Genomic DNA, 21,380 nt, shown 5'->3' with positions numbered 1-21,380 from the left:
TTCAGGGCAGCAGGATGCGCTGACCGGGGAAGATGAGGTCGGGGTTCTCCAGTCGGTTCAGCTCGGCCAGCTTCTGCCAGGTGGTGCCGTATTTGCGGGCAATGGCCCAGAGCGTATCGCCCCGTTTCACGATGTACACGCGCTGCCCGGATGACGGCTGCTGCTGCGGCGCAGGCGCCGGCTGCGGAGCCGGTGCGGGCTGCTGCGGTGCAGGAGCGGGCTGTTGCGGTGCAGGCGCCGGTTGCTGCGGCGATGGCGCGCCTTCCGGAATCGTGCCGGGAGCTACGGCAGGCTCAACGCGGATGCGTCCTTCCGCCTTGGGCGCGACTTCGCCCTCTGCCTGCAAGTAGCGGATGACCGCTTCCTCCAGCGAAGCGAAATCACCGGTCACCGGCTGTTCCGCTAACATGGCATACTGATCGCCGCCGGCGGCGAGGAAATCGTTCGTCGCCAGCGTGTACACCGCCTGAAGGTCGAGCGGTTTGCCGTCCACCCGGACGTCGTAAACCCGCTCTCCCGCCGGTTTGCCGGGATCGATTTTGAATGTCATCCCGGCGACGTGCGGGAACCCGCCCAGCGGTTCGGGGTACGCGGACACGCCGTGTTCAAGCGCCGCCAGCAGCTGGGCTCCGGTGACCTCCTTCGTCTGGATGTAGTTGCCGAACGGCAGCACGGTGATCACTTGACCCTTCGTGATGTCTCCGGCCGGGATGGACGCGCGGATGCCGCCGCCGTTCGTCAGCGCAACGTCCGCGCCGGTCTCGAACAGCATGGCGTCGGCGATCAGATTGCCGAGATTCGTCTCACCCGCCCGCACATGCTCGCGCTCGCCGTCGAGATCGACGAGGCTCTTGCCGACGATCTCGGACAGCAGGGGCTCCTGATTCGCCTTCACTTCTTCAATCACGGCGAGCACGCCCGGGTCCGGTTCGATGCCGGTTGTCTCTTCGGCCGGGATGAGCCGGGCATTTCGCGCTTTCACGCCCGCCGGTCCGACGGTCAGTTCGACGACGCCGACATGCTCGCCGTATTCCCCGGCCTGCACGATCAGCGTGCCGCCGGCCTCCAGGCCTTCGGGCAGCGCCGTGTGGCTGTGTCCGTCGACAATGAGATCAATGCCCGGCACTTCTTCGGCTAGTTTCCGGCTGGTGTCGGTGCTCGCTTCGTCCAGGCCGAGATGGGCCAGTGCAATGACGGCATCCGCCTTGCCCTCAAGCTCCGCGACGACCCGTTTCGCTTCCTCGACCGGATCGGCGAAGGTCAGCCCCGCGACATTGTCCGGGTGCGTCTTGTAGGTCGTCTCGGGCGTCGCAAGCCCGAAGACGGCGACCCGCACGCCGCCGGCATCCAGCACGACGTACGGCTCGAGCAGCCTCGTCCCGTCCGGCTTGTATACGTTGGCCGCGAGCATCGGGAACGACGCTTCGCCGGCCAGTTCGAGCAGCCGGCCGTAACCGTAGTTGTAATCGTGATTGCCCGTCGCCATCGCGTCGAAGCCGACGGCGTTCATCATGCGGACGATGCTGCCGCCGCGCTCCAGATTCGCGATCGTCTGCCCGTGCAGCGAATCGCCCGCATCGAGCAGCAGCGTGTTCGGGTTCTCGGCTTTCAGTTGCTTCACGAAAGCGGCCAGCTTCGCATAGCCGATGTTCGCATCCGTCTGCTCAACCCGGGAATGGACATCGTTCACGTGGACGATCGTGATCGTCGTCTCCCCTTGGGCGGCGCTTGCCGCCGCAGGCAAGGCCAGCAGACTCAGGATCAGGAATGCCAGCAGCATGCGCCCGGCCTGTCTCAGCCGCTCCATCATCCGATTCCTCCTCGAAAAAGTAGTCCCCGATTTCAATAATACAGGCAAATTGTCATCGCTATAATAAATAGAAATCAAAAATGCATAAATTGGATCCGCTTTCCGTGAACTTGCGGCCGGTCCGATTCGTCTATACGGTTAACGGAACGGATCGGGGAGGAGAGCGGCATGCGGGAGGGACGTGCGCGGCCCGGCGGTCGGAGCGGAACGGAGCTGGGTTTGGTGCTGGCGGGACTCGTCCTGCTCCATGGCATCGCCGGCATCATCAGCCTGTTTGGCGCGGAAGCGGGAGCGGACATCATCCTCCAGATGTTCGGGCTTGCCGCGGTCCGTTCGACAATTGCGGCGGATGCCGAAAGCGCCTCGGACACGGCGGCGGATATCGCCTTGACCGAAGGAGCACCCGGGGTGTCGGGCGGATCGGGACACGCGGCGGCCGAGGGCGGCGGCTTGGCGGCTGACGGGACGCCTCTGGCCGGAAATCGGCCGGCACCCGCCGGGAGCACGGCAACGGAACAGCCGCCGGAATCGATCGTGCAGCCGCCGGGTCCGTCGGAATCGGAATCGGCTTCGCAAAGGCGGGAAGCGCCCGTACCGGCCAAACGGGCCGCGCTGACTTTCGACGACGGCCCTGACAGGAAATATACGCCGATGGTCCTTGACATCTTGTCGCAATACGGCGTTACTGCTACATTTTTTGTCGTCGGCACTCAGGCCGAGCGTTATCCCGAAGTGCTGGCGCGCATCCGGGACGAGGGACACGGGATCGGCAGCCACGGCTACGCCCATGCGGACATGGGCAAGATGACGGCCGCCGACATCGCCGAAGATCTGCGCCTCGCGGACGAGGCGCTGCGGGAAGCGGCGGGCATCGTCCCCGCGCTGTTCCGGCCTCCCTACGGATCGGTATCGGATGAACTCAAAGCCGCGCTGTCGGATTCGGGCAAGAAGCTCGTCCGCTGGAATGTCGATCCCCGCGACTGGGACGGCACACCGGCCGCCGAAATCGCATCCCATGTGCTGGAACACGCGAAAGACGGCGCGATCATTCTGCTGCACAGTTTCGGCGGCAAGAACGCCGATCTCAGCGGAACGATCGAAGCGCTGCCGGAGATCATCGAAGGGCTGCTGGCACAGGGGTATGAGCTGACGACCGTATCCGGATTGGAGCGTGACAGCAAGTGAATGGACGTATTTTTTCGGCTCCCCTATGGCAATCGGTGATGAATTCCTGGATAATGGAAACGGGTGCTTCAAGCGCCGCCGTGCCGCAGGATGCGGCCGCGGTGCCGGACGCCGATTGTATCGGGACTAGAGGTGGCGAAGTGCAATCCGATACGGGTTTCGAATACTTGCGGTTCATCGGCGAGCAAGCCGACCGCAAGGCATTGTTGACCGAACTGATGAATGCATATGGCAAAGACGTCTGGAACTTCGCCTACAGCATGACGCGGAAATGGGACCAGGCGGACGACATCGCGCAGGAAGTGTTCCTGAAGGCTTACCGGAATCTGCATACATTCCGCAGCCAGGCGTCCGTGAAGACATGGCTGCTTGCCATTACCCGCAACATGGTGCTCGATTACCGGAAGCAGGCGTTCTTCCGCCGGGTGGTGCTGGTGGACGCGTTCAGGGAGGACGGAGCCTCTTCATCCGCCGAGCGGGAAGTCATCGAGTCGCTGGCGGTGAACGACATGTGGAAGCAGGTGCTCGAACTTCCGTACAAATACCGTGAGGTCGTCATTCTGTACGCGCATTATCAACTTTCGATGAAAGAAATCGCGGAAATGCTGGGCGTAAGCGAAGGGACGGTCAAGTCGAGGCTGTTCCATGCAAGGCGGAAACTGGCGGCGAGAGGAGGCGGTCGCGGTGATTCCGACAGATGACGAGCTGAAGCGCGAACTGGCCCATGGACCGCTCAAGCGCAGCGGTTTCGACGAACGGCTGCGCAGACGGATCGAAGAGCGGCTGGACGAGAACCCGGTCCGCCGTCCTTTCCGGCCGTTCCGGCTGGCCGGCATGGGCATGGGCGTATGCCTCGTGATCGCCGCGGTCGTGCTGCTGATCCGGCTCCATCCGGGGAACACCGGCGGCACGCAGCAGCAGTTGGCCGATTCGTCCGGGACGGATACGATGGCCGGCTCCGCGACGGCCGTGACCGATGCGGAGGAGACGCCGCGCCGTTCGGTGCTGCTCCTCGGGCTCAGGCAGGATACGGACGGAGAGGCGAGCGCCTACCGGACGCTGCTCGTCTCGGGCGGGCCCGACGCGTCCGATTGGTCGGCGGCGGATGGAGACGGCATCATCATGCCGTACCGCACCGATTTCTGGCGGCTGGATGTTCAGGAAATCCAGGGCAACAACGGCACGATTCGGCTGGTCGGAGCCTACAACGCTTCGCGCGGAGATACGGGGACACTGCCGCCGGTTCGGGCGGGAGGCGGGGGCATCGGTCCGATTGAGGAGCGCATCCTGTTTGCGGGCAACCGCTACGTCGGCATCGCCCGTCTGACGTCGGGCGAGTGGACGTATCGGATGATGGATATAGCCGATCTTTCCCAGCCCCGGAATGTCAGATTGATTGCATCCGACGCCGAGCGGCATATGGTTCCGGCCGTACAGACGGACGGCAGGCTCGGCGTAGCCGAGACCGATATGCCGGAACGTCTGGGCGGCATCGACGAATGGACGCTCGCGCGCAAGGCGGGCCGCTGGATCGCGGTCGGGCGCGATGAAGGCGCCGGCAAACGGATGGAAAATACCATCCCGCGGGAACTGCCCTATGCCATCGGCTCCGTGATCGTCGCCCACAACGAACTGGCATTGTATTGGGATGACATCCGCGCCGTGCAGCCCGCCGCCGTCGATGCCGTGACGTCCCCGGCGCGCAATATGGCGGTCATCCTGACAGACCGGAAGATCGTCATCTACAGCATGAAGAACGGCAAACTGGATCGGGAAATGCTGGACATGGAGCTGAAGCCCGGCGAGACGGTCATCATGGCCGAGTGGGCGACGCACGTCGATTATGTGGACGAATGGATTCGCAGAGTCAGTGAATTGTTTGGCGAGGCTCCGGCCAGCCGGGCGCTGCCGTGATGCGGAAATGAAGAAGGGATCCCCTGCGCGGGGATCCCTTGCTTGTTCATCGGCCGAGCGAGCTCAGCCAGACCGTCATCGCGCGGGCGTCGCGCTCCGCTCCGACGGATTGCAGCAAGGAGGCGGCCTCCGGCGATTCGGCGGCCGGTTCGCCGTTCAGGGAGGCGATCCGGATTTTGCTGCGCTTCGTCATTTGCATGATCGTGCGGAACGCGCGGCGCATCGTGTCCGCCAGCGCATCTTCGCCGATGTCTTCCGGCGCCCGCATCGTGGATACGCTCCTCCCGTATCCTTCGATCCACAGCAGCCATTCGCCGCCGCGCAGCACGAGGAAGTTGCCGCTGCGGCGCGCGAAGGCGGCGCCCGGCCGCTGCGGCCACGGCGCAAGCAGCCCGAACGGATTGGCGGGATCGGGCGCGGCCAGCACCGTCACGTCGTCTTCGGCTCCGGTTTCGACGGGCGGCCGGCGAAGCGACGCGACCCGTTCACGGGAGACGAATTGCATCGTCTGCACGCCGCGGACGAACATGCCGCGCGTGACGATGCCCATGGTCTCCAACTGCCGGAGAACGGGCAGCAGCACATCCCACCCGAAGGGCGACCAGTGGTCGGCCGTTTCTTTCGCGAGCACGCCGAACCCGTCGAGCAGATGGCGCGTCCAGGCCATGACGGACGTCTCTTGCGGCACATCGGCTTGCGGCGCATCCGCATCCTGCAGCAGATCGGAGAGCGCATACCAGCGGCCGTGTCCGGAGCCGGTCCGGGGCAGTCCGCGGGCAGCGCCTGTCTGCGCGGTCTTCGCCGTTTTTGCCGGCTTCGCCGTCAATGCGAGACGCAGCGGGGCGAATTGATCGTTCGACACATGCCCGTCCCGGACGAGATCCAGCAGATCGGACAGCAGCTCGGACGGCAGCCGGTCGAACTCCCGGGCCAGCTTCGTCAGGAAGGCGGCGCCGCCATCCCGGAGCCGATCGAGCAGTTCCGGGTGCTTGACCGGCCGGCCGGCGCTTTCCCGCAGAACCGGAACGTAGAGTTCCCGTGATTCGGCAAGGAAGAACGCGACCTGGACCTGGTCGGCGCCGGATTCCCTGCGCGCCGTCCAGATGACTTCCCCGCTTGCGCAGAGCGCGTCGAGCAGTTCGCCGCGGTAAGCGGTCAGCCGGGAGGGGAAGATGACGGTCTCCCACAGTTCGAGCGGCAGGAACAGCCCCTGCAGCCGGCCGATCACCGCCAGCAGGCCGCTCTCGCCGGCGAGCCGCGCGCCCGGCAGCGCGTACTGGAGCGCGGCAGCCTCCAGCAGCCACCTTTCCGGCTCGAGCGGCTCGGCCTCCCTGCGCGCTTCCCGCACGGAACGGCGGAGGATGCGGGAGGCGATCCGGCTGCTCATCCATGCCTCGCCTTCATCATCGCCCGCGATCGGCGACGGTTCGATCCGCTCCTGCAGCAGCAGCTCGTCGATGACGGCGCGCGCCTGCACCGGCGACAGCTGCGGATAGCGGCCGATCAGATCCGCCATCGTGAAGGAGAGCACCTGCTCCGTCCAGCGCCCGGCCACGAAGGCGATGGATGCGGGAGTCGCGGGAAACTCGCGGTACAGGTCGCGTTCGTCCGCGCAGATCCAGCGCACAATGCCGCCGAATTCCAGCGGCGCAATCCGGCCATCCCGTTCGAGCGCCCGGAGCCACTCCGCCGTCCGGCCGCCGGCCCAAGCGGCCAGCTCGTCGGCCGAGCTGTCGCCCCGCCGCTTGAGCAGCGCGTACAGCCCGTCCGGATCCGCGGGCGGACCGCCCGGCCCCGGTTCGGCGAGCCGCCGCCGCTCTTCCTCGATCGCTTCCGGCCGCACGGCGCGGCGCAGCGCTTCCTCGCCGAACAGTTCGCCCGCAAGCCGCTTGTTGATTTCGATGAGCTGCAACTGCAAATCGCCGCTGAGCTGGTCGCCTTCGTACAATTGCTTCATCGCGTAATCGGACACGAATGCCGACGCCAGCGGCGAAGGATGCGCGGTCTCGCGCATGACGATGCGGATGGTGCCGTCGGCGAGGGAGCGCAGCGCATCCAGAAGGTTCGGGAGGTCCAGCTCGTCGTGAAGCGTGCAGCGCATCGCTTCGTGCAGATAGGGGAACTGCTCGGCATACGGCAGCGCCTCCCGGAGCAGTTCTTCGCTGCGGATGCGTTTCTGCCACATCGGCGTGCGCCGGAAGCTGCGCTGCAAGAGCAGCGACGTCTCCGCAATGCGCCGGAACGAGACGGCGAAGAGGGGGGAGCCGGCAATGGCTTCCCTCAGCAGCCGCTCCACATTGTCAGGCGTCACTTGCCGCACGGCGTCAAGCCAGGCCGGTCCCCATTCCGGCAGCACAAGCTCGATTCCGCCGTCCCGGGCATGGGCGTACACCTGCTGCCGCATCGCTTGTTCCAGCACATGCCGGATCGCCAGCAGCCAGGTGCGGTTGACGCGCTTGCCCCAGTGGTTGTGCATGACGACGTGCCAGCGCCCCGTCACGTCGCGGTAATACTCGACGAGCAGCCGCTTGTCGGTCGGCACGCCGCCGTGCGCGTGCTGGGAGCGGACGAGCGCCGCAAGGCCGGATGCCGCCCCGCCGTCCAGATGGAAGCTGCGGGACAGCCAGTCGATGGTCTCCGCATCGGCGGCCGCCTGGCCGCCCGTCCCGGAACCATCATCCGGCCCGCCGAAGTCCGCCGCCTGACCCTCCGAAGGGTTGACGGCTTCACGCGCTGCCGCTCCATCGACATGTTCCGCCGTTTCGACAGCGCTCCCCGCCGCTCCACCGCCAGCCGTCAGCCGCCGTTCAAGTTCGGCCCACAGCCGGCCGACGGCCTGTCCCAGCTCGTAGGAACGCCCGGGGCCCTCGTTCCGCCAGAACGGGATTTCGCTGTACCGGTTGCCCGCTTCCACCGCATAGACCCGGTCCTGCCGGATGCTCTGGATACGCCACGAGCTGGTGCCCAGCTGGAAGACGTCGCCGACCCGGCTCTCCTCGATATACTCTTCGTCCAGCTCGCCGAGGCGGACGCGGGTCTCCGCATGGTGGACCGGGTAGCCGGAACTCTGCGGAATCGTGCCCGCGCCGGTCAGCGCGGCCATGGCGCTGCTTCCCCGCCGGGAGATGCGGCCGGTCAGGCTGTCGTATTCGATCAGCGGCCGCACGAACGGATATCGTCCGCCGAGCACGAGCAGCGCGGCGTGCAGCCGCTCCGGCGGGAACGACCGGAAGCTGTCGCTGCGGATGATGAGCCGATGCAGCTCGTTCACGGCGAGCGCGTCCGGCGATGCGGCCGCCATCGCGACGACGTGCTGCGACAGCACGTCAAGCGGATCCCGGGGCGGCTCGATCGGCTCGATGTCGCGCTCGATGATCCGCCGGGTAAGCACGGCGATCTCGGGCAGCTGTTCGCGGGTGCGCGCGACGATCGCCCCGCGGCTTACACCGCCGACGGCATGGCCCGCCCTGCCGAACCGCTGGATGCCGGCCGCCGCGGAGAGCGGCGAATCGAGCTGGATCACGAGGTCGACATGACCGACGTCGATGCCCAGCTCCAGCGACGAGGTGGCGACGATGACGCGCAGATCGCCCGATTTCAGCCGCTTCTCGATCTCCAGCCGGCGCTCGCGGCTGACGCTGCCGTGATGCGACATCGACATCTCGAACCCGGCATGGTCGTTCAGGTGAAGCGTCAGCCGTTCGGCCAGCCGCCGGCTGTTCACGAAGATGATGACGGATCGGGCGCCTTCCATCAGCTGCATCAGGCGCTCGACGATCGGCTTCCAGACGAGTTCAATCTTCCGGCTGCCCGGCGGCTGCCCGGGAAGCGTCACCGTCAGCTCGATCTTCCGCTCCATCCGGCTCTCCACGATCTTGACGGGCCGCGGCCGGTATCCGTACGGGTGCGCAAATTCTTCGGCCGCGCCCGCATCAGCCGGCGCGGCGGACCGGCCGCCGTCTCCCGGCACGGGCAGCGCCTCCCGGGGCTCTTCCCAGCCGGCGAGGAAGCGGGCGACGCGCGCAAGCGGCTTCTGCGTCGCCGACACGCCGATCCGCTGGATCCGCGCCGGGCAGAGGTCAGCGAGCCGTTCGAGCGTCAGCGACAGATGCGCGCCGCGCTTGTCCGCGGCCAGATCGTGGATCTCGTCGACGATCACTTTCTCCGTCGTCCGCAGCATCCGCCGGCCCTTCTCCGACAGAAGCAGGATATACAGCGACTCCGGCGTCGTCACGAGCACGTCCGGCGGCCGCCGCAGCATCGCGGCGCGCTGCGCCCCGGTCGTGTCGCCGGTGCGGACGGCCGCGCGCAGGCCGGGCCAGGGTTGTCCGGATTCCGCGGCCAGCCGGTCGATCGCCTCGGCGAATTCGGCAATGTGGTGATGAATGTCATTGTTCAGGGCTTTCAGCGGCGTGATATAGACGACTTTCACGCCGGAACCGGCGCCCGGCCCGGTCTTCGTCCGGATGCAATGATCGAGGCAGGGCAGGAGCGCCGCCAGCGTCTTCCCGGAACCGGTCGGCGCGGCAATCAGCGCGTGATGTCCCGTGCGGATGGCGTCCCAAGCCTCCCGCTGCACGGGAGTCGGTTCTCCGAAGGAACGGAAGAACCATTGCGCGAGAACCGGATGGAACCCCTCCAGCTCCGGCGGCAGCGGCTGCCCGCCGAAATCCGTCATGCCCTTCGCCTCCTTGCATCGTTGCAGGAAAAACATTCCGTATTCCCAGCATAACCAATCCGGCATTCGCACACAATCCGGCGTGTCCGGGCAAAACGCAAGAACCCGCCGGGCTCTCGGGGAGACCCTGCGGGTTCTGATGCTTGCCGGACCGTTCCGCCCGGTTTACGGTTAAGCTTCCGTACCTTCAGCCGCGCCTGCGGCTTTCTCTGCTTGCTCCTGCACAGCCGGCTGCTCGACGGCGATCTTCTCGTAGGCGCTGTCGCTCAGGATGCGGCGCGCGGTGACATACCGCTTCGCGTAATACTTGTCCGACAGCGCGGTAATAACGACGCCTTTCGACGTGGAGGCGTGGGCGAACTTGCCGTCGCCGACATAGATGCCGACGTGGGAGATGCCGTTGCCGCTCGTGTTGAAGAAGACGAGGTCGCCTTCGCGGAGATCCTCTTTCGCCACTTCCACGCCTTTCTTCGCCATGGAAGCGGAGTTGTGCGGCAGTTCGATGCCGAACTTCGCAAATACATAAGCGGTAAAACCGGAACAATCAAATCCTTTGGTCGTGGTGCCGCCGTACTTGTACGGAGTGCCGAGCAATTCATCGATTACTGCGTCCATCTTCGATCCGGCAGAGGCGCCAGCCGTCGTGAAAGCAAATACAATGGCAAGCAGCGCCGTGACGGATACCGCCAGTCGTTTCACGTATGCGAGAACTCCTTCCGATGCCTGCGAGGTTAGCTGTGGGGTTCGGTCGAAGGCTCCCTGGGACTCTTCCGGCGCATGCCGCCCGGCAGCGCAGAGTCCGTTCACCCGGATTGGTTCCCCCGCTTCCCGTTCGACGGGAATTCGGCATTTTTCACAACGGTCCTACGAATTCGCTTTCCGCTCGTGAAATCCTTCCAAATTAAAATGAGAATCCTCTCATAAAAACACGAAAATTCTCTCATAAAACACCAACCCCCCCACATAAAAAGGCGAATTTTTCTCATGAAAAGGTGAATGGAAAAAGAAAAAGCCGACATGTCCGGGCTAGTGTCCGGATATGTCGGCTTCGGTTTGCGGCGGGCCGCTGCGGGGCCGGACCGGCAGTCAAGCGGCCGGCTGCCGTTTCGATTGCCACGCTTCATATTGCGCGGCGAAGGTCCATACTTTGAACCAGGTGCGGAAAAATTGCTGGGCCTGGTGCAGAATGAGCGCGAACAGCCCGGCCCAGATCATCGACACGGCGGTGGAGACGAGACCGGTCGCGGCGCCGATCGCCCATACCGTGAGCGCCGCGGCGGCGGCCATCGGCAGGCTGCGGATCGTGACGGACAGCGACGGCAGCATCCCGTCACCCGCCGCCGCTCCGAACTGCATGCCGAGCGAGACCAGGCGGATGAGCAGGCACCACCCCAGCCAGGCGGCCGCGGCGGGCAGCACCGCCCACAGCAGGTCGCCCCATCCGGCGCTGTCGAAGAACGCGCGGCGCGCAAGCGGCAGCAGCCAGGCGAGCGGCGCGAGGATCAGGGCGAGTTCGGCGGCGTAGATGAGGGCGATGCGCTTCCAGGCGGCCCGGATGCCGGCGAAAAACGTGGTGCCGCGCTCCTTCGTCGCATGCTGCAGCGAGTGGAACAGTCCGGCGTTGATGAACGGCGTGAGCAGCATGCGGACGGCGAGCAGACCGGCCAGCGCCAGGCCGTAGGGAACGAGCAGATCGGTCTTCATGATCCGGAACTGCGCTTCGACAAGGAAGAGCTCCACGGCCCCCTTGGCGGCCAATGGATCCGGGTACCGCTTCAGGAGCGGGACCAGCACGCCGTCGATCGCCCGGTAGAGGAAGAATCCCCACAGAAACTGATAGACGAACAGGAGGACGATGATGCCGGCGTGCCGCACGGTGCGGTTCCATCCGTTGATCACATAGGTTTTCATGGCGGTCCTCCTCCCATTACCATCCGAACCGGGCGATGATCGTTTCCAGCAGCTTCGCGGCGCCGAGATTCCAGCGATTCCGTGTCGTCCGCGGCAGCTCGGCTTTCATGAAGTTGTTGTACAGCCGGTTGTCGAGCAGGTTCGTCCGGTTCGGGTCCGCCGCCGCCCAGACGACCGGATGCGGACGGGTGACCCGGATCTCGGTCCTGGCGCTGTCGCTGTCCCAGACATGCGTCGAGACCGACCCGTCGGCGAACTGCAGCAAGACGGCGATGGGGCCGGTATAGGCGCCGGTGCGGGACAGGGTGACGACCGATTCATATTGCCGCGATCCGTTCGATTCCGAAGGCGCAGTCCGGACCGATTCGATCGCCACGTCGGCCGCCTCTCCACCGTACACGAACGCGCCGAAGTAGTCGTCCCAGTCGGTGCCGGTCACTTTTTCGACGATGCGCTGGAAGTCGCGGGATGACGGGTGCTTGAACTTGTAGGTCTGGAAATACGTCCGCATGATGGCGCGCATTTTCCGTTCTCCCGCCCTCCGTTCGATGCCGAGCAGCACCAGTTTCGCCCGGAGATAGACGTTCTCGGCGTAATGCTCGTGGCTGCGGTATTTCCAGGAGAGCTGGTCCAGCGGCGCCGGATCGGTCAGGTATACCGCCTCGACCGGCAAGTTTGGCGAGATGCCGTAGATGGCGTCCATCACCTTGTCCTCGGCGTAGGAGGTGAACCCTTCGTCCAGCCAGGCTTCTTCGAACTCGTTCGTGGCGACCATGCCGTACCAGTATTGGTGGCCGACCTCGTGCACGACGGTCCGTTCCAGCTCGAAGCCCGGGTTTTCTTCCTCGGCGGACGCCGCGGTGATCAGCGTCGGATATTCCATGCCGCCCGCGCCGCCCGCGCCCTTCGGCGGCACGACGATGGACAGGGTGGAGTAGGGATAGGCGCCGTACCATTCCGCGTATTTCGCCAGGGACGATTTGGCGGCGTGCATGTAGCGCTCCCGCAGATGGGCGTGCAGCGGATCGAGGTACAGCTTGATCCGTACGCCGGGGATGCCTTTCGCGGAATACGATTCCTCGCTGTAAATGAAATCCGGCGAAGCCGCCCAGGCGAAATCGTGCACATCGTCGGCGTAGTAATGGTACGTTTTCATGCCGCTTTCGATCTTCGGCGTTTCCGCGAGGAATCCGGTGGCCGCCGTCTTGTAGTTCTCCGGCACGCGGATCTTGACGCTGAAGATGCCGAAGTCGCTGTAGAACTCGGAATTGCCGTGATACTGGTGCGCGTTCCAGCCTTCCTGTTTCCGGCCGCGCGTCCCCTTCGTCTCGTAGACGGCGATCTTCGGAAACCATTGGCCGGCCATGACGAAATCACCGGCATAGCCCATGCGGGCGAACACGCGCGGCAGCTTCACGTCGAACTGCATGCGCAGCGTCACGCTGCCGCCGGGCGGCACCGGCTGCGAAAGGCGCAGTCTCGCCAGCGTCCGGTCGTTCGGGTTGCCGTCGTCCGGGCTGACGTACTGCAGCCGGGGCAGCAGGTTCTCGCCGTCCTCGGCGATGATGGAGCGGAGCGTGATGCCGCCGACGCTCTCCGGCACCGCCCGGTCGTTCCGGAGCCGGCCGCCGGACTCGCGCATGAACGTGGTCTGCGGGCTCTCGAAGGCGTTCGGATACAGGTGAAAATAAAGTTCGGATACCGTTTTCGCGCCGGGGTTGGTCCATGTGACGGTCTGCTCGCCATGCAGCGTCTTCGCCTCGGCGTCCAGCCGGACGTCGATGTGATACTCGACGACGCGCCTCGCGAGCGCGGCCGGCTTCGGTCTCTGCACCGTCTCCGGAGCGGAAGCCGAAGGCGGCGCGGCCGCTGCCCCGGGAGCCGGCTTCGCAGTCTTGGGATCGCCGGATGAGATGGCCGACGCGTACGTATATTGGGAGAGCCAGGCGGTGCGGAACTCTTGTCCGAACAAAGCGAGCGCGAGCACGGCAGCCGCCGCGATCAGGGCGATTCGGGTGCGGGCGTTGAGCTGCATGGACCGATTACCTCCCGTTGACAAGCATCTACGGCATGTATATGTTGGCTACGGGCGGATTATTAGCTAAAATGATTGACAAACCCAGCAAGGAAGGCGGGGACATTTTTCGTGGAACAGCAAGACAGCGGTTCGCAGAAGAAGCGCACGCTGGCGTTCAATGTCGTCAGCACGCAGACGCATAAAGGATTCGGCGCGGGGAGCATCAATCTGAACGATGTGTCCTCCGTCATCATCGACGGCGGCGAAGCCTATATCGACATCGGCGCCATGCATGCGAAGAGCAGGGTGGAACGCGGCATCAAGTTCAGCCCGAACAAGGAAGATGTGCCGAACGGCCGGAAGGTGTGGGTCGTCTGGGTCGCGGTCGACCGGAGCGGTGAGGGAGCGTACTACGCGGGCGCGACCGCCTGCGAGATGCTGATCGATTCGGAAGCGCGGCGCGGGTGGAAGATTCTCGCCGACCACGTGAACCGGCTGGATTACGCGATCAAGCGCAGGTTCATGCTGGACGAATTGTCGGCGGAGGAGAAAAAGGCGCTGAAAGACCTGCTGATCCGCCACAACGCGGAATGGTGGGAGCGTTCGCCGGAGGAGCTCAAGCAGGCGCTGGATGTGTGACTGGCAGCGGTGTCGTTTCGGACAGGGTGCATTATTGCACGATATTGAAAGGAGGCCGACCGGGGCAACAGTTCCCGGTCGGCCTCTTCTTATTTGTCCTTCTCGAACAGCACGATCAGTGACGGCAGCAGGAATCCCCGGATGAGGAACGTGTCGAGCAGAATGCCCACGGCGGTAATGAAGCCGAAGACGGACAGCACCTGCACCGGCTGCGTCATCAGGACGGCGAATGTCGCCGCGAGAATGAGGCCGGCCGAGGAGATGACGCCGCCGGTCTTCGCAACGGCGATTTCCACCGCCTTCCGCACCGGATGGCGCCGCCGTTCCTCCTGGAACCGCGACACGAGGATGATGTTGTAGTCGATCCCGAGCGCCACCAGGAAGACGAAGGCGTACACCGGGATCCGCGTGCTGTACGTGTCGATGCCGAACAAGAGGTCGGTCAGGAACAGGCCGAGCCCGAGCGCGGACACGTACGAGATCAGGATCGTCGCCATCATGTAGAGCGGCATCTTCACCGAGCGCGTCAGGTAGATGAGCAGCGCCAGGATGAGCGCCGTCTCGAGGATGACGATGCGGACGATATCGGAGCGGTTCACGGCGCGGTCGTCGATGCTGGAGGCCGTCTCTCCGGCGAAATACGCGCTGCCTTCGATGCCGCTCTCCGCCAGCAGATGGTCGGCGTCCGCGATCAGGGTTTCGAGCGCGTCCATCGTCTCTTCCGCGTACGGGTTCTCGCCGTACGTCAGGCTGAACTGCGCGATGCGGCCCTCCTCCGCGGCGCCGTTCTCGCGCACCTGGCTGACGAGCGGCTGCGCTTCGAGGGAGGCGGCGAACCGCTCCTTCTGTTCGTCGGTGAGCGGCTGCTCCGCTTCGACGATGACGGTCGTCTCCGCCACGAGCCCGCTTTCGAATTTATCCGCCACGATCTCATACCCCGCGCGGGAAGGCATGTCCGACGGGAACGACTTCATCAGATCGTATTCGTAGCGGATGTTCAGCACGCCCAGCGCCGACGCGATCAGCAGGACGCCGGCGGCGATCGCGGTGGCGGCCGGCTTCTTCGCCGTCAGGCGTCCCGCACGGCTCCACAGCGAGGAATCCGAATGGTCCGGATCGCCGACCTTCGGAATGAGCGGCCAGAACGATTTGCGGCCGAACAGCGTGAACAGCGCCGGCACGAGCGTTACGGACGCGATCATAATGATCGCCATCGTCGTGCCGAAGATCGGCGCGAAATTGCGATAGTCGCCGTATTCGGCGAAGAACAGCATCAGCATTGCGGCGAGCACGGTGCCGCCCGCGAAGAATACCGGCACCCCGGTTCCCCGCATGGCGTGCTTCATCGCCTCGTACTTGTTCTCATGATGCTTGAGCTCGTCGCGATAGCGCGAGAACACGAACAGCGAGTAGTCGGTGACCGCCGCGAACAGCAGGATCGTCATGATCGACAGCGACTGGTTGCTCATGACAAGGCCCGCGGCGCCCATCAGGCCCAATGTCTGGTTCACCGCTTCATATACGAAGGCGGAGGCCAGCAGCGGGATAAGGGCGAGCAGCGGCGACCGGTAAATGACGACCAGCAGGACGAGAATGAGTCCCACGGTGGACAGGATCAAGACGACATCGGCGCGCGAGAACAGATTGAGGCTGTCCACCGCAATGCCCGCGGGGCCGGTGACGTAAAATTCCATGCCGGCAGCCGGCTCGGCCAGACTTTCCAGATGTTCCAGCGCGGTGCGCAGTTCCTTCGTCTCCATCGAGGATTCGAAAATGATCGGAACGATGACGGTGCTGCCGTCCTCCGACCGGAAGGATTGCACGGCCTGCGGCGGGAGCGACGGGAGCGGAACGATCGACTTCAGACCTTCCGTCTCCGGCGCCTGCTCGAAGAACGGCTTCAGCGCCTCCAGGTCGGCTTCGCCTTCTTTCGCATGGAACACCAGAATGGCGGGCAGCCCGTCGGACGATTCGAAGTATTGGTCCAGCTTGTTCTGAGCGATGACGGATTGCGCGTCTTCCGGGAGCGAGTCGATGCTCGTCACCTCGTATTCCTTGGCGCTCGGCGCCAGCCCGCCGAGCAGCAGCGTGACGGCAAGCCACACGCCGAGCGTAATCCGCATCCCCCTCTTCGTGGACACGAAGTCCGTTATGCGAAGCAGCAACGATTTCATGTACGGGTCCTCCTGTTTCCGTAATCGTGATTTGCTTAAAGTGACACTTGTGTCACTTTCGGCAAAAAAAGAATGCAAAGCGCAACTTCGCTTGCCATTCTCTTATTATGGCCTTGTGCAGCATCGCTGTCAATCAGGCCATGATGCCGTGCCGGATGATGTCCTCGATGGCCGCCACCCATTCCTCATACGGAATGCCCGAATGATTGGGGATCATGATGGACTGAAAAATAAAGCCGAGCACCAGCCCGTCGGGCAGATGGGAACGCAGTTTTCCTTCCCGCCGTCCCTGCCCGATGAACGAGCCGAGGCGCGCGTACATGTCCAGGTGGAGCTGGTCCAGCCGCGCAAGGTTCGCTTTCACTTTCGCGTTCGCGGACCTCGGAATCTGCTGGACGCTGTTAATCAGCTGATGGATCGTCCTCCGCTTGAAGATGAGATCAAGCAGATACCGGAACCGGGATTCGAAGTCCGGATAGTTTTCGATTTCCCGCAGCTCGGCCAGAAAACGGTTCATCTCGTGGATCATGAAATCGGAGATGAGCTCGTCCTTGTTGTCATAGTACTTGTACAGCGCGCCTCTTGAGATCTGCAGACGTTCGGCCAGGATACTGAAGGTGAAGCCTTCGTAGCCCTGCGCAAGCAGCACGTGCCCGGTCTCCCGGAACAGGTCGTCGGTCGTAAACTTGCGTTCCCTTGCGATTTCAATCACCTCATCGAAGAGGTTTACTTCGACAAGCTCCCGCATATTCCTCCTTCTCGCTATCCGAGCCACCAGCGCTTCAAATCTTCCCACCAGGAGCGGCGGATTTCCTGGTCCGCCCGGGGGGAGTCCGGCTCCTCGCCGCCCGATTCGTCATGCGCGTCGCAATACTCGACCGGCTCGGTACCCGCAATGAACGTTTCCGTCCGCCGATGCGGACACGCTTCGCCCGCGAGTTTGCCGGTTTCGGGATCGATGTACACTGTCACGACGCCGTCCGGCATCGGGAACATCTTCGGCGGCACGCCGGCGAGCGCCCGCTCGATGAAGTCGGCGAAGATCGGCGCCGCGCGATGCGCCTCGGCCTGCGTGATCGTGCGCGCCTTGTCGTAGCCGACCCAGACGGCGGCCGACAGCTCCGGCGTGTAGCCGACGAGCCAGGCGTCGTAGGCGGTCGTGCCGGTCTTGCCGGCCACCGGGCGCTTGATGGCGGCCGACACGCGGTGCGCCGTGCCGCCCGGCTCGAACACGCTCTCGAGCAGCCGCGTCATGACATACGCATGCGCGGGCGACGCCGCCTGCTTGGGCGACGGTTTCGCCTCATACAGCACGCGGCCCGCACGATCCTCGACCCGTAGGATCGCGACCGGCTCGTGCCGGACGCCGCCGGCGGCCAGCGCGCCGAACGCGGACGCCATCTCGAACGGGCTGACGGGGAACGTGCCGAGCGCCAGCGAAGGCACCGGCTGCATCGGGCTGTCGATGCCGAAGCGGCGGGCCGTCGCCACGACGTTCTCCGGCCCGACCGCCATAATCGTGTGGACGGCATAGATATTGTCCGAACTTGCGATCGCCGTCCGCATGTCGATCTCGTCCATGACATAATGATCGTTATGGTTGCGCGGCTCGTACGTCTTGCGGCCTTCGTCGTACGTGAAGACGGTCGGTTCGCTCCGGAAGCGGGTGACCGGGGTCATGCCGTTCTCGAGCGCCGTCAGGTAGACGAACGGCTTGAAGGAGGACCCCGGCTGGCGCGTCGTCGCGAAGACGCGGTTGTATTGGTTCGTGTTGTAGTCGCGGCCGCCGACCATCGCCTTGATATGGCCGTTTCGCGGATCGATCGCGATGAGCGCCGCCTGCTGTTCGGAGCCCGCCGGAATGCCGTTCTTCACCGCTTCTTCGGCGGCTGTCTGGATGTCGGGGTCGAGCGTCGTGTAGATGCGGACGCCGCCTTCGGCAATCAGCCGCTCGTCGATGCCGAGCTGTTCGACGGCGACCATCCGGACGTAATCGCGGAAATACGGCGCGTATCCGTCGTCCGCATCCGATTCGAGCGGACGGAAGTTCAGCGGCTCGCGGAACGCGGCGTCGGCTTCCTCCCGCGTGATGACGCCCTGTTCCACCATGGCGTTCAGCACGAGGCGCTGCCGGTCCTTCGCGTTCTTCATGTCCCGGTAAGGCGAGTAATACCGCGGCCCCTTGGGCACGCCGGCCAGCATGGCGCTCTCCGCGAGCGACAGTTCGGAAGCGTGCTTGCCGAAGTAGCGCTCCGCGGCGGCTTCGACGCCGTAGGCGCCGTGGCCGTAGTAGATCTGGTTCAGATACATCGTCAAAATTTCCGTCTTGTCGTATTTCATTTCAAGCTGCGCCGCGTAAACGGCTTCCTGCAGTTTCCGGGACCAGGTCCGCTCGTGGGACAGCCAGAGGTTGCGCGCCAGCTGCTGCGTCAGCGTGCTCGCGCCCTGCTTCGCCGACAGGCTGCGCAGGTTGACGAGGGCAGCGCGGGCAAGTCCGCGCAGATCGATGCCGTGGTGCTCGAAGAAGCGGCGGTCTTCGATGGCGAGCGTCGCCTGCACGAGGTACGGCGAAATTTCCGACAGTTCGACGGAATGCCGGTATCCGCCGGCGTGAAGCGTGTCGATGACGCCTCCCCGGCTGTCGTAGATATACGAAGTCTGGCTGATGAACGCGGCGGGCAGCGACTGCGTGCTCAGCCAGATCCAGCCGGCGATCAGCCCGCCGGCGGCGAGCAGCAGGAGGAAGGCGAAGACCGCGGCCCAGACGCGGAGGCGGGCACGCCGGATCACGCGCCGCTCGGCCCGGAGCAGCCGTTTCTTCTGTTTCTCGCGCTCTTCCGCGGTCTGCGGGCGGTTGTTCGACTGATCCGCCATGTTCGCCACCGTCCTTTCCGCTCGCAATCTTTCATGTTCCTTAGTATGGAAATCGAAAGACGGCGTTATTCATGCGGGTTTGGAGGCGGTCGGCATTCCCGGAAGAAAAAACATTTTGAAGCGGGGCGGGGAGCATGTTGCTTTTTCCCATTGAAACTCTATAATACAGGTTGAAATCCTACAGGAAGAAGGGATCGTCCTCGTGACGGAGATATGGTTTACGGAGAAACAGACTGACCATTACGGCATCACGATGAAGCTGAAGGAAACGTATGTCCGCGAACAGACGGACTTCCAGGATCTCGCCATGGTGGAGACCGAGGAATGGGGCACGATGCTGCTCCTCGACGGCATGGTGATGACCACGGACAAAGACGAGTTCGTGTACCACGAAATGGTGGCGCACCCGGCGCTGTTCACGCATCCGAATCCGGAGCATGTGCTGGTGGTCGGCGGAGGCGACGGCGGCGTCATCCGCGAAATTCTGAAACATCCGAAAGTGAAGCGGGCCGTTCTGGTCGACATTGACGGCAAGGTAATCGAGTATTCGAAGCGTTACCTGCCGCAAATCGCGTCCGGGCTGGACGATCCCCGCGTCGAGGTGATCGTGAACGACGGATTCATGCACATCCACGATCACAAGAACACGTACGACGTCATCATGGTCGATTCGACCGAGCCGGTCGGGCCGGCGGTGCAGCTCTTCACGCGCGGGTTCTACCAGGGCATCTACGACGCGCTGAAGGAAGACGGCATGTTCGTCGCGCAGACGGACAATCCGTGGTTCAAGGCGGATCTCATCCGCAACGTGAACCGCGACGTCAAGGCGGTGTTCCCGATCGTGCGCACCTACTGGGCGAACGTGCCGACCTATCCGAGCGGGCTGTGGACGTTCACGCTGGGCAGCAAGAAATACGACCCGCTTGAGGTGGACGAATCGGCGATACCCGAGATCGATACGAAATATTACTCGCCCCGGCTGCACAAGGCGGCGTTCGTGCTGCCGAAGTTCGTCGAGGATCTGGTGAAATAAGCGAAATGCGAGCGTTCGGACGGCCGTCCCGCTTCGGGGCGGCGTTCTTGATGGAAAGGGGAAAACCGGTGTGAAGCTGGATCAAAAATATTCCGGCAACGTGTTCATTCTGAGCTCCGAAGATTACGAGGCGGCGAAGGCGGTCATCTATGGCATGCCGATGGACTTCACCGTCTCGTTCCGTCCGGGCTCGCGCTTCGGCCCGCCGCGCATCCGCGAGGCGTCGGTCGGGCTGGAGGAGTACAGCCCGTATCTGGACCGCAGCCTCGAAGACATCGTCTATTTCGACGCGGGGGATCTGCTGCTGCCGTTCGGCAACGCGGCGCGCAGCCTGGAGATGATCGGCGAATTCGTGAGGGGCGTGCTGGCGGACGGCAAGCTGCCGGTCGGCCTCGGCGGCGAGCACCTCGTCTCGTGGCCGATCATCCGCGAAGTGTACGCGAAGTATCCGGATCTTGCGGTCATCCATATCGACGCGCACGCGGACCTGCGCGAGCAGTACGAAGGCGAGCCGCTGTCACACTCGACGCCGATCCGTAAAACGGCGGAGCTCATCGGCGGGAAGAACGTGTACCAGTTCGGCATCCGCTCCGGCTCGCGCGAGGAGTGGGCGTACGGACGGGAGAACGTGAACTTCCATCCGTTCGAAGTGCTGGAGCCGCTGAAGCGCGCGCTGCCCGAGCTGGCGGGCCGGCCCGTGTACGTGACGATCGACATCGACGTGCTCGATCCGTCCTGCGCGCCCGGCACCGGCACGGCCGAAGCGGGCGGCATCACGTCGAAGGAGCTGCTGGATGCCGTGCATGCGATCGCGCGCTCCGACGCGCGGGTCGTCGGCTGCGACCTGGTGGAAGTGGCGCCCGCCTACGATCCGACGGAGCAGACGCAAATCGCCGCTTCGAAGATCGTGCGGGAGATGCTGCTCGGTTTCGTGAAATAAGCACGGCAGAAGATCGATATCGGCTCATGCGGGCCCCGGAGGAAGATATTCCTCCGGGGTTTGAACATTCCACAATTTGACGCAAAAGTGATAGAATATTGAACTACAATCGATTACATGTTATTCGCGGTGCGGACAGATCATAAGGAGGGATCGCCGTGTCGCTGTTCAGCGGGTTGTTCGGCAACTATACCGAGGTTTCACC

The 21,380-nt window shown here is 64.1% G+C and carries 14 protein-coding genes and 1 riboswitch; of the genes, 6 read left to right on the top strand and 8 right to left on the bottom strand.

The features are described from left to right. Position 1: 1 nt before the first annotated feature. A complete protein-coding gene (locus C6W55_RS11255) occupies positions 2-1,807 on the bottom strand; it encodes a 5'-nucleotidase C-terminal domain-containing protein (protein ID WP_286892683.1) in 1,806 nt (601 codons plus the stop codon). A gap of 171 nt (positions 1,808-1,978) precedes the next feature. Here C6W55_RS11255 and C6W55_RS11250 point away from each other — a divergent pair, with 171 nt between their 5' ends. The 3 genes from C6W55_RS11250 to C6W55_RS11240 all read left to right on the top strand — a co-directional run bounded on the left by C6W55_RS11250 (position 1,979) and on the right by C6W55_RS11240 (position 4,909). Further along, positions 1,979-2,995 (top strand): polysaccharide deacetylase family protein, encoded by a 1,017-nt coding sequence (locus tag C6W55_RS11250; RefSeq protein WP_286892682.1) that lies wholly within the window; start codon positions 1,979-1,981, stop codon positions 2,993-2,995. Between the two features lie 140 nt (positions 2,996-3,135). After that, complete coding sequence (locus C6W55_RS11245; protein ID WP_041853976.1) at positions 3,136-3,696, top strand: RNA polymerase sigma factor; 561 nt, start codon at positions 3,136-3,138, stop codon at positions 3,694-3,696. After that, on the top strand, positions 3,680-4,909 hold the full coding sequence (locus C6W55_RS11240) for a hypothetical protein (RefSeq protein ID WP_286892681.1): 1,230 nt from the start codon (positions 3,680-3,682) through the stop codon (positions 4,907-4,909). The genes C6W55_RS11245 and C6W55_RS11240 overlap by 17 nt, the downstream gene beginning before the upstream one ends. Before the next feature lie 46 nt (positions 4,910-4,955). Here the strand turns inward: C6W55_RS11240 and C6W55_RS11235 are convergent, their stop codons facing one another. The 4 genes from C6W55_RS11235 to C6W55_RS11220 all read right to left on the bottom strand — a co-directional run bounded on the left by C6W55_RS11235 (position 4,956) and on the right by C6W55_RS11220 (position 13,533). Then, on the bottom strand, positions 4,956-9,587 hold the full coding sequence (locus tag C6W55_RS11235) for a DEAD/DEAH box helicase (RefSeq protein ID WP_286892680.1): 4,632 nt from the start codon (positions 9,585-9,587) through the stop codon (positions 4,956-4,958). Between the two features lie 171 nt (positions 9,588-9,758). After that, positions 9,759-10,286 (bottom strand): C40 family peptidase, encoded by a 528-nt coding sequence (locus C6W55_RS11230; RefSeq protein ID WP_286892679.1) that lies wholly within the window; start codon positions 10,284-10,286, stop codon positions 9,759-9,761. Positions 10,287-10,292: 6 nt separating this feature from the next. Continuing rightward, positions 10,293-10,446, bottom strand: a riboswitch (cyclic di-AMP (ydaO/yuaA leader). 227 nt (positions 10,447-10,673) lie between these two features. After that, on the bottom strand, positions 10,674-11,498 hold the full coding sequence (locus C6W55_RS11225) for a hypothetical protein (RefSeq protein WP_213484666.1): 825 nt from the start codon (positions 11,496-11,498) through the stop codon (positions 10,674-10,676). 16 nt (positions 11,499-11,514) lie between these two features. Beyond that, positions 11,515-13,533, bottom strand: a complete 2,019-nt coding sequence (locus C6W55_RS11220; protein WP_286892678.1) for a M1 family metallopeptidase — start codon at positions 13,531-13,533, stop codon at positions 11,515-11,517. Positions 13,534-13,644: 111 nt separating this feature from the next. Here C6W55_RS11220 and C6W55_RS11215 point away from each other — a divergent pair, with 111 nt between their 5' ends. Then, on the top strand, positions 13,645-14,154 hold the full coding sequence (locus C6W55_RS11215; protein ID WP_015256318.1) for a YwhD family protein: 510 nt from the start codon (positions 13,645-13,647) through the stop codon (positions 14,152-14,154). Positions 14,155-14,243: 89 nt separating this feature from the next. Here the strand turns inward: C6W55_RS11215 and C6W55_RS11210 are convergent, their stop codons facing one another. The 3 genes from C6W55_RS11210 to C6W55_RS11200 form a co-directional block, all read right to left on the bottom strand. Beyond that, positions 14,244-16,328 carry an MMPL family transporter gene (locus tag C6W55_RS11210; RefSeq protein ID WP_286892677.1) on the bottom strand — a complete coding sequence of 695 codons (2,085 nt, stop codon included), beginning with the start codon at positions 16,326-16,328 and terminating at the stop codon, positions 14,244-14,246. 133 nt (positions 16,329-16,461) lie between these two features. Then, the gene (locus tag C6W55_RS11205) at positions 16,462-17,076 is read right to left on the bottom strand and encodes a TetR/AcrR family transcriptional regulator (protein ID WP_286892676.1); all 615 of its coding nucleotides are present in this window, start codon (positions 17,074-17,076) and stop codon (positions 16,462-16,464) included. A 14-nt stretch (positions 17,077-17,090) separates the two neighbouring features. Next, positions 17,091-19,202 carry a transglycosylase domain-containing protein gene (locus C6W55_RS11200; protein ID WP_286892675.1) on the bottom strand — a complete coding sequence of 704 codons (2,112 nt, stop codon included), beginning with the start codon at positions 19,200-19,202 and terminating at the stop codon, positions 17,091-17,093. A 202-nt stretch (positions 19,203-19,404) separates the two neighbouring features. Here C6W55_RS11200 and speE point away from each other — a divergent pair, with 202 nt between their 5' ends. Both speE and speB read left to right on the top strand, forming a co-directional pair. Beyond that, complete coding sequence (gene speE, locus C6W55_RS11195) at positions 19,405-20,235, top strand: polyamine aminopropyltransferase (RefSeq protein WP_213484669.1); 831 nt, start codon at positions 19,405-19,407, stop codon at positions 20,233-20,235. Between the two features lie 70 nt (positions 20,236-20,305). Further along, positions 20,306-21,175, top strand: a complete 870-nt coding sequence (gene speB / locus C6W55_RS11190) for an agmatinase (protein ID WP_213484670.1) — start codon at positions 20,306-20,308, stop codon at positions 21,173-21,175. Positions 21,176-21,380: the final 205 nt, after the last annotated feature.

The organism is Thermobacillus sp. (genome assembly GCF_003390775.1).
GTDB lineage: Bacteria > Bacillota > Bacilli > Paenibacillales > Paenibacillaceae > Thermobacillus > Thermobacillus xylanilyticus.
Note: the sequence above shows the minus strand (reverse complement) of the source record. Positions and strands in the feature narration are given on the sequence as shown.